General features: G+C 71.7%; 16 protein-coding genes. 15 read left to right on the top strand and 1 reads right to left on the bottom strand.

The genetic code is table 11. The features are described 5' to 3' along the window. The first annotated feature begins 200 nt into the window (after positions 1-200). The 15 genes from IH61_RS0135775 (at position 201) to IH61_RS0135695 (ending at position 10,271) form a co-directional block, all read left to right on the top strand. Positions 201-581, top strand: a complete 381-nt coding sequence (locus IH61_RS0135775) for a hypothetical protein (RefSeq protein ID WP_031077751.1) — start codon at positions 201-203, stop codon at positions 579-581. Between the two features lie 172 nt (positions 582-753). Continuing rightward, positions 754-933 carry a hypothetical protein gene (locus IH61_RS0135770; RefSeq protein ID WP_031077750.1) on the top strand — a complete coding sequence of 60 codons (180 nt, stop codon included), beginning with the start codon at positions 754-756 and terminating at the stop codon, positions 931-933. Positions 934-1,150: 217 nt separating this feature from the next. Continuing rightward, positions 1,151-1,660: an AAA family ATPase gene (locus IH61_RS0135765; protein ID WP_051838602.1), complete on the top strand. Its 510-nt coding sequence runs from the start codon at positions 1,151-1,153 to the stop codon at positions 1,658-1,660. A gap of 19 nt (positions 1,661-1,679) precedes the next feature. Continuing rightward, entirely contained in the window at positions 1,680-2,072 is a 393-nt protein-coding gene (locus IH61_RS0135760) for an RRQRL motif-containing zinc-binding protein (protein WP_031077747.1), read from the top strand. 116 nt (positions 2,073-2,188) lie between these two features. Further along, positions 2,189-2,752: a hypothetical protein gene (locus IH61_RS0135755; protein WP_051838601.1), complete on the top strand. Its 564-nt coding sequence runs from the start codon at positions 2,189-2,191 to the stop codon at positions 2,750-2,752. Between the two features lie 56 nt (positions 2,753-2,808). Next, positions 2,809-3,375, top strand: a complete 567-nt coding sequence (locus tag IH61_RS0135750) for a hypothetical protein (protein ID WP_031077742.1) — start codon at positions 2,809-2,811, stop codon at positions 3,373-3,375. Between the two features lie 6 nt (positions 3,376-3,381). Then, positions 3,382-3,561, top strand: coding sequence for a hypothetical protein (locus IH61_RS0135745; RefSeq protein WP_031077740.1), 180 nt, complete (start codon positions 3,382-3,384; stop codon positions 3,559-3,561). Further along, a complete protein-coding gene (locus tag IH61_RS0135740) occupies positions 3,558-3,809 on the top strand; it encodes a hypothetical protein (protein WP_031077739.1) in 252 nt (83 codons plus the stop codon). Before IH61_RS0135745 ends, IH61_RS0135740 begins: the two co-directional genes overlap by 4 nt. After that, positions 3,806-4,540, top strand: coding sequence for a hypothetical protein (locus IH61_RS47465; protein ID WP_031077737.1), 735 nt, complete (start codon positions 3,806-3,808; stop codon positions 4,538-4,540). The genes IH61_RS0135740 and IH61_RS47465 overlap by 4 nt, the downstream gene beginning before the upstream one ends. A gap of 91 nt (positions 4,541-4,631) precedes the next feature. After that, a complete protein-coding gene (locus IH61_RS43520; protein WP_051838600.1) occupies positions 4,632-5,495 on the top strand; it encodes an ASCH domain-containing protein in 864 nt (287 codons plus the stop codon). A gap of 211 nt (positions 5,496-5,706) precedes the next feature. Next, a complete protein-coding gene (locus tag IH61_RS0135725) occupies positions 5,707-6,468 on the top strand; it encodes a ParA family protein (RefSeq protein WP_031077733.1) in 762 nt (253 codons plus the stop codon). Further along, entirely contained in the window at positions 6,469-7,578 is a 1,110-nt protein-coding gene (locus tag IH61_RS0135720; protein ID WP_031077732.1) for a ParB/RepB/Spo0J family partition protein, read from the top strand. A 1,630-nt stretch (positions 7,579-9,208) separates the two neighbouring features. Further along, a complete protein-coding gene (locus IH61_RS0135705; protein ID WP_158845665.1) occupies positions 9,209-9,583 on the top strand; it encodes a hypothetical protein in 375 nt (124 codons plus the stop codon). Between the two features lie 110 nt (positions 9,584-9,693). After that, positions 9,694-9,978, top strand: coding sequence for a hypothetical protein (locus IH61_RS0135700; protein ID WP_031077727.1), 285 nt, complete (start codon positions 9,694-9,696; stop codon positions 9,976-9,978). Further along, a complete protein-coding gene (locus IH61_RS0135695; protein WP_031077724.1) occupies positions 9,975-10,271 on the top strand; it encodes a hypothetical protein in 297 nt (98 codons plus the stop codon). The genes IH61_RS0135700 and IH61_RS0135695 overlap by 4 nt, the downstream gene beginning before the upstream one ends. Positions 10,272-10,393: 122 nt before the next feature. On the opposite strand, the gene IH61_RS0135690 is transcribed toward IH61_RS0135695, so the two are convergent. Then, positions 10,394-11,383, bottom strand: coding sequence for a hypothetical protein (locus tag IH61_RS0135690; RefSeq protein ID WP_031077722.1), 990 nt, complete (start codon positions 11,381-11,383; stop codon positions 10,394-10,396). Positions 11,384-12,256 lie beyond the last annotated feature (873 nt).

The raw sequence follows: 12,256 nt of genomic DNA, 5'->3' as shown, positions 1-12,256 counted from the left end.
CGAAACAGCCTTCTCCCCAGCTCAGAGCACACCTTCACACGGGCTCTGTTCGATTCCAGGGCCAGGAAGACGATTCGCATGCCATCGGAAACAGGTACTGAGGCGGGCCGTCACCCGGACCGGTCGAAAGCCGCCAACTCCCGGACCGGGCGCCGTGTCACTGCCGAGAATCACCCGCACCAACTCACGAAGGGACCCCGATGCACCACCTCGTCACCCTGTCCGGCCTGGCCGCCGTCGTCCTGGCCCTGTGGGCCGTCCAGCTGACCATGCTGGCCCTCCACGTCCGCTACGCCATCCACAACGGCGTCAGCGACCCCACCACCGAGAACGCCGAGTTCGCCCTGCTGGTCGCCTGCGTCATCGCCACGCTGCTCAACGCCGCCTGCGCAGGAGGCGCCATCGGCGCGAGCCTCAACGCCACCCAATGGGGATGGGCCCACGCGATCCTCGCCATCGGCACCACGGCGTCCTACCTGCTCCTGACCTACGCCACCGACTGGGACGCGCGGACCTGGTGGGACAAGCGGAAGACACACGAGACCGACAGCACCGCTGAAGCCGTCGAAACCGCGGCCTGACAGCCCACCACAGGACCCCTGCTCCACCCGGAGCAGGGGCTCTTCCCCCGCCCCGTACGACCGGCCTCGCCCCGGCCCGCACCGCCCGCCCGGCACCCAGCCCGGCGGGCGGTGCGCGTCCGGGGACAGGGACTGGCCGACCGGCCGACAGCACCCCACCGAAGGGACAGAGATGGGCTACGCCTACTACACCGTCACCCGCGCCGACGGCATCGAGATCGAAGCCGGCTACGGCGTCGAAGCCACCTGCGAACAGGGCGGCTGCACCACCAGGATCGACCGGGGCCAGGCCCACCTGTGCGGGTCGACGCCCGGCACCCCCCGAGGACGGCTGCGGCCGCTACTTCTGTGAGGCGCACCTCTACATGGAGGCAGACCCGGCCGCCTCCGCCGACGAATCGGACCCCTGGCGGTGCCTCGCCTGCTGCGAACAGAGGGCCTCCTCCTGACCCGCCGTCCGGCCTCGCCCCTGGTACGTGCCGCCCGCCAGGCATCCAGCCCGGCGGGTGGTACGCCCCGGGGACGGGACCGGCCGACCGGCCGAACCCGCCCCGCAGGAAGGACCGCCCGTGACCACCACCTTCGACCCCGGCTCCCTCATCGTCCTCGTCGGCGGGAGCGGCGCCGGGAAGACGACGCTCGCCACCCGCTGCTGGCCCGCTACCTGGTGCCTGTGCCTGGACGACTACCGCGCGATGGCCACCGACGACGCCTCCGACCAGAGCGCCACCCCCGTCGCCGCCGAGATCCAGAACCTGCTGCTGGACGCCCGCCTCGCCCGCGGCCTCACCACCGTCATCGACTCCACCGCGCTCCTGCCCCACGTCCGCGCCGGCCTGCTCGCCCGCAGCCGCTACTGGCAGCGCCCCTGCGAAGCGGTCCTCTTCGACACATCCCTCGAGGCCCGTCGGCGGCAGAACACCGGCCGTGCGCGCGTGGTCCCCGACCAGGTCCTCATCAGCCAGGAACACCTGATCCCCAGCGCGAGGCAACTGCTCGACGAGGGCTTCGCCCGCGTCACCTACGCCGACGGCCTCGGCCGCAAGGCCATCCTCGCGCCGGCCCGCATCGGCAACTGAGCCGACCAGGAGCCAGCGCATGCGCGCACTCGACCTCGACCCCGCCGGAGAACACCACGGCGGCCTGCCGACCTGGCCCTGGCGCTACGCCGACACCGGCGTGCTCACCCGCCGCCAGCTCCGCGCCGCCGGCCTGCGCCCCGGCGGCCAGGAACCCGCCGCGCAGGTCGTGTGCCGAAACGGCGGGCGGATCGCCTACCTCTACCGGATCGACCAGGCCCTGCCCGTCCGGCCGATGACCCCGGGCCGGGCCGTCGCCCTCGACCGGGCGATGGCCGCCCGCCAGACCTGCCCGGTCTGCTCCACCCGCTACGACTACTGCCTTCCGCTCAAAACCCTCGGCTCCTGCCCACCCTGCGCGGAACTCTCCGACGACGAACGCGACCAGCTCGCCGCCCTCGCCCGGACCTGACCGGGCCACCACGGCGCCCACCGGCCCGTCCCCGCCAGACCCACCGGCCTAGACGGGCCGCTGCACGCAGCGGTGGCCGTCCGGCCGGCACCACCCAACCCGATTGGAAGGACCCTGTGAACTTCTTTCGCCACTCCCCCGCCATCCCGCAGCAGCCCGAACCGACCCGTTGGACCCCCGAGGGGCTGCTCGTCCCGGTCCGCTACGCCAACCTCGTCGGCGCCCACGTGCTCCTGTACGCCCGCGCCCTGTCCGACGGGCAGGCATCCAGCGACCACGGCGTCCACTGCCTCGGCTGCACCCGCTCCTGGGCCATGACCGACAGCACCTACCCGCGCCACCTCGACTTCCAGCAGGGAAACGAGCGGGCCGCCGAACACGCCTCCGCATGCCGCGCGCTGCCGGGCCCGATCCCCGCCCGCCCCGACGACGCGACCGCCGTCGGCATGCTCACCAACCGCATCGCCCGCAGCCGGACCGGCTTCGAGTTCAGCCTGCACATCGCCGAATTCGCCGCGGACCGCGTACTCCTCCAGCGCACCGACACCTGGATCTACCAGCAGTTCACCGGCATCGCCGACCGCAACCCCGACCTGCTGGCCGTCACCACCGACACCACCTCCACCGGCACCACCCACACCTACCACCAGGTCAGGCCGCGCCAGCCCGCCACGACCTGACCCGACCCGACCCCCGGTCCGGCCACCCACCCGTACACCTCACCCGAAAGGCACCCGTGGACATCACCGACACCCGCACCTACGCCGCCCGCGAAGCCCTCACGAAGCTGCTCACCGGCCACGCCCCCGAACTGCACGACGGCCTGCTGCGCAGGGACGACGCCTACACCGTCCTCCTCGGGCTCCTCTCCCACATCGAGACCTCCGGCCGCCGCCGCACCAGCGTCGGCGAGCTGTACACCTGGTCGCGCGTCACCCCGGGCGGCCAGGTCCTCGGCGGCCACGACCACCTGATGACGCTCCTGGAGAGGGCCGCCGACCACGGCCTGGTCCGCCTCGACCGCGGTGAGGTCCACATCGGCGACGCGCCGACCGGCGGCGGCCCCGGGCACGTCTGGATGCGCCAGCTCACCCAGGGCGGCGCCCAGGTCGAGCTGATCGGCGCCGAGCCGTGGCCGCTCGGCACCTACGTTCACGACGAGACCAGGGCGTGGTGGCACTGCACCGGCTGCCGCGAGGGACTCGCCGAGAGCACCGCCATGTACGTCCACGCCGTCCGTCAGCAGGTCACCGACCACGCCGCCGAGTGCCCGTACCTGCCCCCGCTGCCGGACGCGAGCTGACCCGCCGTGACCTTCCCACCCTCCTACCCGCGCCGCGGCCTGCTCGCCGCCCTGCGCGACCTGCTCACTCGGCGGTCCGGCCGACCGGAGCCGACCACCCCGACGGCCCCGGATCCGGACGACTGGGGTGACGACCCCACCGGCGCATGGTCCCCCGAACCGCCCACCGACCGGAGCGGCCCGTGACCCACGACCCGGCCCCCGCGATCGACCGCGAGTTTCAGGGCCACGCCCTGGACGCGCAACAGCTCGCCGACGCCGCCCGGTACTACGCCGACGCCCTGAACCGAGGCGCGCGTACCGAGGACGCCGACCGCCTGGCCTCCCTCGCCACCAGGCTGGCCCGGCAGGCCCACCGCATCGACGGCATGCGCGAAATCGCCCGCTGCACACCCACCCACGACACCGCCACGGAGAACTGGAGGACCACATGACCACCGCCCAGCCCGTCCGCACACTCCCGACCCCCGCCCCGGCGCCGTCCCACTCGGCCATCGCCGCCCTGCTGGCCTCGGGTCGGACCTCAGGCGAGGTCCGGCTGACCGGCACCATCACCCTGGTCCGCCGACACACCACCCGGGCCGGTGCCGGCTGGGCCATCGTGACGCTCGCCGACGCCACCGGGGCGCAGCTCGACGTCCATGTCCACCCCCGCGTCTGGGCGGCGCTGGACCAGACCGTCGTGGAGGCCGGGCGGCCGGTGGCCGTCACCGGCCGGATCAACGCCGTCGCCTGCCAGGTGGAGGTCTACTGCACCGGCCTCGCACCGGACCCCACCGCACACGCCGTCGCGACGGCCACCGTCCCGCACGAGATCCGCTACGCCGAGGGCCGCCGAATCGTCCAGGCCGAACTCCTGAAGAACGCCCCCGGCCTCTACATGTACGAGCTGCCGGCCGACGTCGACCGCGGTGGCCCGTGCCGCTGGCGTCTCGGCCACCACTCCGGCAATCTCCTCGCCGCGTTCCGTACCCCCGCCGCCGCCCACCAGGCCGCCGCCGCCATCGGAACCTGGACCGACTGGACCCTCCACGCCGGCACCCTCCGCGAGCGCCACCTCGGCAACAACCGCGACCAGGCCGCCCTCGACCACCTCCACCACGCCATCACGACCGCCGGCGGACACCTGGAGAACTGCGCCGCGTACGGCCCGTACGGCTGCTGACAACCACCCCGTCCGGCCGCGCCGCTCCCGGCGCGGCCGGACCACCCCTGCCCTGAACAGGCCACGACCCCAGCGAGGAGACCTAACCCGCGTGACCGTCATTGCCCTCAACCCCGACTCCCCCGCCTCCCACGCCGTCGGCGTCGACTACGACCAGACCCTCGCTGACCACCCCGAGTGGCGCGGCGGCCAGGTCTACGGACAGCCCCTGCCTGGCGCCATCGCCGCACTGCGCACCCTGCTGGACAAGCGCGCGGTCTTCGTCTTTACGGCCCGCCACCCGCGCACGCACCACGACGTCGCCCGCTGGCTGGAGCACCACGTCGGCTGCCGCACCAGCGTCGACACCGACCCGGACCGGGCGTACTGGCTGGAGCGCCACCACCTGCTCGTGACGAACAAGAAGCTGGGTGCCGCACTCTACGTCGACGACCGCAGCCTCACCTTCACCGGCGACTGGGATACTGCCCTCGCCGAGGCGCTGCGCCGCATCGGCGAACCGCCCGACCCGTCGGCCCTCGGCACCGCCGCTCCCGCCCTGACGATCCGCCAGCCCTGGCTGGCCGCGATCCTCGCCGGAGACAAGCGCGTCGAGAACCGGTCCTGGCCGACGAAGCACCGCGGCCTGGTCGTGCTCCACGCCGCCCGCGCCCTCGCCCGCGACGGCCAGGCCGACCCGCTCGTCCGCGCCGCCCTCGCCCGCCCCGGCGCCCCGGCACTGACGACCGGCGCCATCGTCGCCACCGCCAGCATCACCGACTGCCACCGCGACACCGGCTGCTGCCGACCCTGGGGCCTGCCCGGCCTGTGGCACTGGACCATCGAGGAGGTCCATGCCCTCGCCGACCCGATTCCCGCCGCCGGCCGCCTCGGTCTCTGGCGACTCGACCCCGGCCAGCATGCCCTGCTCCACCGCCACCGGGCCACCGCCCGGACCGCCCTCGCCGACCTCTGACCCGCCAACGAGCGGTCCCTGCTGTCCGGGCTCCACCTCGGACAGCAGGGAGCGCTTTCTATGTTTCAAGGGCAGCTAACTCCGTGGCAGTTTTACGGCCGTAAAACCGCCACGCTTCGCATGCCTCGCCGGGACCCCTCTGATCATCTGAGAGGATGCTTTCTATCCATCCGAAGTACCGGGTTCCCGGGAAGTAGTCGGAGAGCAGTACATGCCCTACATCACCGTGCTCTTGAACCGTAAGGGCGGGGTCGGCAAGTCCCTCTTGTCCGTCAACCTCGCGGCGGTCTACGCCGAATTCCTCGGCTGCGATGCCGTCGAAGCCGAGACCGCAGGTGGCGGTCCGTCCGTCGCGGTCGTCTCAATAGATCCGCAGGGCACCAGCATCGAACACACCGAGAAGGTCAGGAAGGCCGGCAGGCCCGTCCCCTTCCGAGTGGTTGACGCGAGCCAGAGCGTCGACAAGCTGCGCCGTCTGCGGAGTGCCAAGGCCGACATCATCATCGTCGACACTCCCGGCTTCATGCCGTTGAAGGCCGAAGACGACGAAGACGAGTCCATCGACCCTCTTGGTGACGGAACCACGGGGGACGCGCTGCGAGCCGTTCTCGACGTCGCCGACGACGTGATCGTCCCCCTCGAAGCAGAAGGCTCCGCCTTCACCCCGACCAGGGTCACCGTCGAGCGGGTCCTCATCCCCCGCCAGATTCCCTACGGCGTCGTCGTCAACAACTGGGACCCGCGAGACGGGACCGCAGACCGCGACCGCACCATCAGCCTCGTCCAACGCAGAGGCTGGGAGCTCTACAACGCCACCGTGCGTCACTACAAGCCGCACACCCGCGGTATCACCAACGGACGGTTCTGTACCCAGTACGAGTCCAACCACATCGCCACCAAGGCCAAGCAGGACTTCGTGTCCCTGGCCTTGGAGCACCAGCTCCGCCGCCAGAAGTACGCGGGGGGCCGATAGATGTCCGCGCACGACGAGTTCGATGACTTCTTCGGCGATGACAATGACGCCCCAGTCACCGACACCCGAGCCGATGGCCGCCTGCTCCGCGTTCCCCTCAGCCGACTCGCTCCCAATGAGGTCAATCCACGTATCGACTTTGGCACAGAAGCCGAGCTGGTCGACCTTGGTAAGAGCCTGCGACGCCGGCAGATCCAGGCATGCCCTGCCGTCAGTCGCGGTGCTTACCTGAAACTGTGGCCCGACCACGCGAAGGAGATCGGCGACGTCGACTACGTTCTCGTCGCTGGCGAGCGGCGGTACTGGGGCGCCACGGCCACCGGCAACCCCACCCTGAACTGCGTGGTTGACGACGGCCTGGCTCAGGACCGCAGGACGTTCATGGAGGTCGTGGTCTCCGAGAACGTCGACCGGCAAAGCTTCAACCCCGTCGAAGAGGCATACGCCGTACAAGCCCTCGTCGCGGAGTTCGGCTCGAACCGCGCCGTCGCCCAGCACTTTGAGCGGGTCGATGGGTGGGTCACCCAGCGCATCCTCCTCACCTACCTGACGCCGGACGTGCAGGACCTGGTACGGAAGAAGACCATGCCGCTCGAGGCGGCCCGGTTGCTGGGCAAGCTGGCCCGGGACAACGAGTGGGACTCCACGAAGCAACTGGCGTGGTGGCAGGACGAGCAGAAGCAGAGGGTCGCCGCATCTGCTGAACGGTCGGCTGCCAAGAAGGCTGCCCGGAAGGCCGCCAAGAAGGTCGATGCTCCCGCGGCGCCGACAGGCGAGCCAGGTTCCGGTCCTGAGCAGCCCACGGCAGACCCGTTTTACGGCCGTAAAACAGACCGGGCCAACTCGGCGCTGACAGAACCCACTCCGGCGGAGTCCGGCCCCCCCGCCAACGCAGAGGTGGAGGGCATGCCCGTTGTTCCCGGACAGGCCGGCCCGCCTGAAACGACGGGAGAACAGCAGCCCAAGCCGTTTCCTCACAGCGACGGTGTTGCCGCGGCGCGCTACCTGATCGACACAATGCCGACCGACGAATTCGACAAGATGCCGCCGATTTGTGCATATCGCGCTGCGAGGTGCCCCTGCCGCGGCCGGGCCCGTGTCCCAGTGTGACAGGTTGTCGGCATGAGTGACGATCTTGACCGTCTCGTCCGACGCTCGTTGGCTCTGCCTGCCACACACCAGGGCGTCCCTGGCGCCGGGGCGACCGCCGAGCGGCTGCTTCCGGTTCGGCGACTCCTTGCTCCGCTGCCCGCAGCTGAGCCTGTCGCTCCCGCCGCGATCCCTGAAACCGGAACCCGTCGCCGCCTCGGTTCCGGAGGTTTCTCCTACGCCACCGGTGTTGTCGTCGGCGAGTAATCCTGCAGGTCCGCCCCGGTGTCAGCCGGCGCCCCCATTTCCCCTCGGGGTGAAACCTCGCACTGGCGTGCGGATAGCATCCCGGCATGAGTTTCTCCCCGGGGATAAACGTTCCGGTCGAGCCGATGCTGTTCGGTGTGCCGACCTGCACCGTGTGCGGCGCGGAGCTCGGACAGGGCGGCAGCGGCAGGGGCGGGCGCCCGCGGAAGTACTGCTCGAAGGCGTGCTCCTCCCGGGCAGACCGCCAGCGGGACAAGGAACGGCAGGTACAGACGCTCGCCGCCTCCGCTCAATCCCCCCGGGGCGAAACCCCGCTTCCCGCCGGGCTGGCGACCAGCCCCGAAGCGGTCGAGCTACTGGCCCTCAGCGAAAACCTGCGCCGCCAGGACACCGCGTTCCTGCTCCGGCTCGACCGCGCCGCCCGCCAAGGCGACCCTGCTCTGGCCAGCCAGGCCCTGGCCGATATCCTCCACGCCGCCCGCGCCCTGACCGCCCGCCACCGTGAGCTCGCGGAGCAGTTGCTGGCCACACACCCCACTCGGCGGCCCGAGCCTGACCAAACCCTCCCGATACCCGGAGTTTCACCCCGAGGCGAAACGCGGCCCCGCGAGGTGGTCGTCCCGAACGCTGCCGGGGGAGATCGCGAAGCCCCGCCCGCAGGTTTGGCGGGAGCGGCCGATCCCGAGCCGCTCGCCCCCGCGCCCCGGGGAGAAGCCCCGGTACCCGAGGCTCCGACCGCGACGACCTCCACGACGGGCCCAGAACACGTCGAAGCCCCCCGGGGAGAAACCCCGTCGGCCGTCACAGACGCCGCCCCGGAGCCCGTTGCACCCCGAGGGGAAACCTCATCGGCCGCGCAGCCCGGCCGCGGCGGGCTGCGAGAGCTGGTGGACCGCCGCCTGGCGCAACAGGCATCCTCGCTCCCGGCCGCAGCGGCACCCGCGCTGCCGGCCGTGGTCGCCGTTCCGGCGGACCCGATGCTGCGCCGGCTGCCGGACACGGATGTCACCACGGCACTGGACAACCGGATCTTCGGCGACTTCTGGGCGCTTGCCGGATGGACCGTCAACCCGGACGTGCTCCTCGTGGGTCGCGGTGTACGAGCAGTGCTTCCTCGGCGACCCGGTCACCCAGGAGGCGATGCTGCACGACACCGCAGAACAGGCCGCCCGCACCATCCAGCTCGCCTACCTGCACAACATCTGACGGCCTGCCCCACGGCTCCGCCGAACCCCAGCACGGCCTACGAATCCCCCGGATGAGCCGGCCTCTGGCAGGGCATAGTTCAACTCGGACCCACCCAGGGCGAGGGGAGAGCAGCGCGGTGTCGTGGAGGGATGCGGTTCCGGCGGCCCTGAGGATGCTGCTGCAGCGGGATGAGCATGTGGACCCGCATCTGGAGCTGTTGCGTCTTGGAGCGGAGCACCCGGACGTCGCGGCGGAGGACATCACCGTCACCCTGGTTCTGGACGGCGCGCTCGTGACGGGGACCGTGATCTCCACCGAGGCATGGGAGCGGCTTCACCTCGCCCGGCTCGGCGAGCAGGACTACGACCTGCGCCGGGTCGCGAAGGAAGCGCTCGCCCACCTGGACGACGCCGTCGAACAGGGCCGGCGTCGGCGCGGGCCGGACCGCCGTTTCCTGCACCTGCGGGACGTCACCGTCAGGTCCGGACAGAGTGCCTACGCCCTGCCGACCTGGCGCGGCCCGGTTGCGGCGGTCGGCGGGTGGACGCTCGGCGGGCCGGGCAGGGGCTGACCGGCGGCCTTCGCGCCCGGGGCCTGCCGGGGTCCGGCCCCGGGTACCGGACGGTGTCCCGGAGAGGGGACACTGGTATCGGTCCCGCCCGTACGAGACTCCCGGAGGACATGGTGAGCGCAGCGCCCCTGCACGGCCACCACGACGGCCACCAGCCCATTCCACGAACCCAGGACGCCGTCGCCGCGGCGCTGCCGCCCGCGCAGCGGATGGAGTTCTACCGGGAGATGGGCGAGGCCGACATCGAGACGATCGGCGGGGTGCTGAAGCGGTGGTGGCTGCGTGCCGAGCTGTACCGCGATCCGGAGGGTGACCGCATCCACGCCGCCGTCCAGACCGGCACCGCCCCGGGCACCTCGGCCTCTGCGGTCCTGCGCCGTCTCGGGGCCCTGTGAGCGACGACTTCGCCGAGTACCCGGACGACGAGGACGACCCGATCACGCTCTCCCCGGCCGTCGAGGAGTTCCTCGCCGACCCGGCCACACCGGCCGACGTGTTCTCCGCCTTCGTGGCCTTCCTCGTTGACCTGCGCGAGAACCCGCTACCCCACCTGAGCATGCCGGTCCCCGGTCGGCCGGGCATGTACTCCGCGCCGCTGCGCAGGGACCTGGGCCTGGTGGAGTACGCGGTGGCCGAGGACACGGACCCGCCGCAGGTCTACGTCTCCCGCGTCCTGCGGGTGGACTGATCACGTGATCTGCCCGCCGGGCAGGCGGCGATCCTGGAGGAGCTGCGCCGCCTCGGGGGAGGGCAGAAGCAGCGGGCGTTTCGTACGGAGGCCGGCCCCGGATGGGGCCGGCCTCTCGGGTTTCAGCGCCTGGCGTTCAGGCGGTCTTGGCGCGTGGTGACCAGGGTGCGCCAGCGGGCGCGCACCTCGTTCTCGTCGTCGAGCCACCGTGTGGTCGAGGGGTGCGGGAGTGGGAGGCCGGCCATGTAGTGGGCGATGTCCGCATAGTAGGAGAAGTCGCCGCTGGCGGTGGCCTCGCGCAGCCGGTCGAGGGTGGCGGCCAGGTCGTCCTGGTCGTCGCGGACGGTGTGGTGGAAGGCGAGGGCGGTCTCGAGTAGCGGGATGAGCCAGGGCAGGCCGGCGACGTCGATCTGGGCGCGCAGGACGGTGGCGCGGTCGGTGATGTCGCGGTCGTCGGTGCCGGCGTCGCGGACGAGGCTGGCGACCTGGAGGTGCAGGACGGTGGCGCGCTGGTCGAGCGGCTCGAGGTACTGGCGGGCGAGGTCGATCTCCTCCCCGGCCCGGTCGGGGTCGGTGAAGGCGGTGACGAGCGCGAGGCGGGTCTGGGCGATGGCGCGCTCGCCGGGGGCGTCGTGCTGCTCGGCTTCGGCGCGGCCGTCGCGCAGGGCCTGGGCGGCAGCGGTGAAGGTGCCCTGCGGCCACAGGATGTCTCCGCGCACGCGGTGGCGGCGGCTCTTCCAGGTCAGGGTGGAGGAGGCGGCGAGTGCGGCGGGGAAGTCGCCGTGGATGCGGGCCAGGTTGGCGATGCCGCGCTGGGCCTGCCCGGCGAGGCGGCCGCCGCCGCCGGCGACGCGGCGCATCCCTTCGAGGGACGCGGCGGTGCGGCCGAGGTCCTTGTCGGCCTTGGCTCGGTAGTAGAGGGCGAGCTCGGTGAGTTCCTCGGTGAGCAGGCCGCCGTCGAGGACGGCGGTCAGGCGGCGGGCGGTGCGGTCGCGGTGTTCGTGCTGGCGTCGGCTGATCGCGGTCAGGAGTTCGGCCAGGGCGTCGGCGGGTGTGTCTGGGGCCGGCCGGTCATCGGGTGCGGGGGCGGGCGGGGCGATGGGTTCCCACACGGAGTCGTCGTCCCCACTGCGTATTCCGCGGTGGTCAATCCGGTTCGCCAGGGGTGAGACGGCGCCGGCCGAGGTCGTTGGCAAGGTCGACCGCGCGGCGGGTGAGTGCCTGGCCCAGTTCCTGGGCGGTCGTCGGCTCGATGACGATCTCGCCTTCGAGGATCTCCTCGATTTCGGCCTGTCACGGTACCTGTGCAGGTGCCGGCCGCCGCGGCGGCGGGGATCGTGATCACCGCGGCGGGATTCCGGCTTGTGGAGCTGTTCCCGCTGCCAGTGGAGGTGAAGGCCGGTCCCGGGCTGTCGAGGGCCTGTTCGGCCGAGGCGTCGCGCTCGCCCGGAGAGGCCGTCAGGGTGCCGTTGCGCGACCAGCGCCGGCTTGCCCCGGTTGGGGAGGCCCGGCCGGCGTGCGGCATGGGATGGCGTCAGTCGGAGGACATCTCGAAGTCGCGGCAGGCTCTTGGTGAGTCCGGCCCCGTCACCGAACGCGTGGGCGGGGCCGGCTCGCCGCCGGGTGGGTCGACAACCGCTAGAGCAGCCAGCCGAGGAAGGCCACGATGTTACCGAGCAGAGTGAGGAGCATGAGTCTCGTTCCTTTCAATTCCGTCGGAGCATGGTTACCGGCCATATGAGTTCAGCGCCGGGGTGCGGCTACGGTCTGCAGCCCTCGCACGCACTCCGTAGCTACCCGCGCCAAACGTGAGGTCACCCGAAAGATGGATGATTCACCCTATTGGGCCAACCTGATGTGACCCGCCTCGCCATGGGCGCTGCTCAGTTCGGCCCGCCCGATCCGTTGCCCACGGGCAGCAACGTGGGCGGGGGAGGAAGGAGGGCGCAGCGATCGTGGGGTCCCGCGTGGGCAGCGGATCGGCG

Origin of the sequence: Streptomyces sp. NRRL WC-3742 (assembly GCF_000720635.1) — a bacterium.
In the GTDB taxonomy this organism is placed as follows: Bacteria; Actinomycetota; Actinomycetes; order Streptomycetales; family Streptomycetaceae; genus Kitasatospora.
The sequence above is the reverse complement of the archived record's forward strand: the minus strand, read 5'-3'. Positions and strand labels throughout refer to the sequence as shown.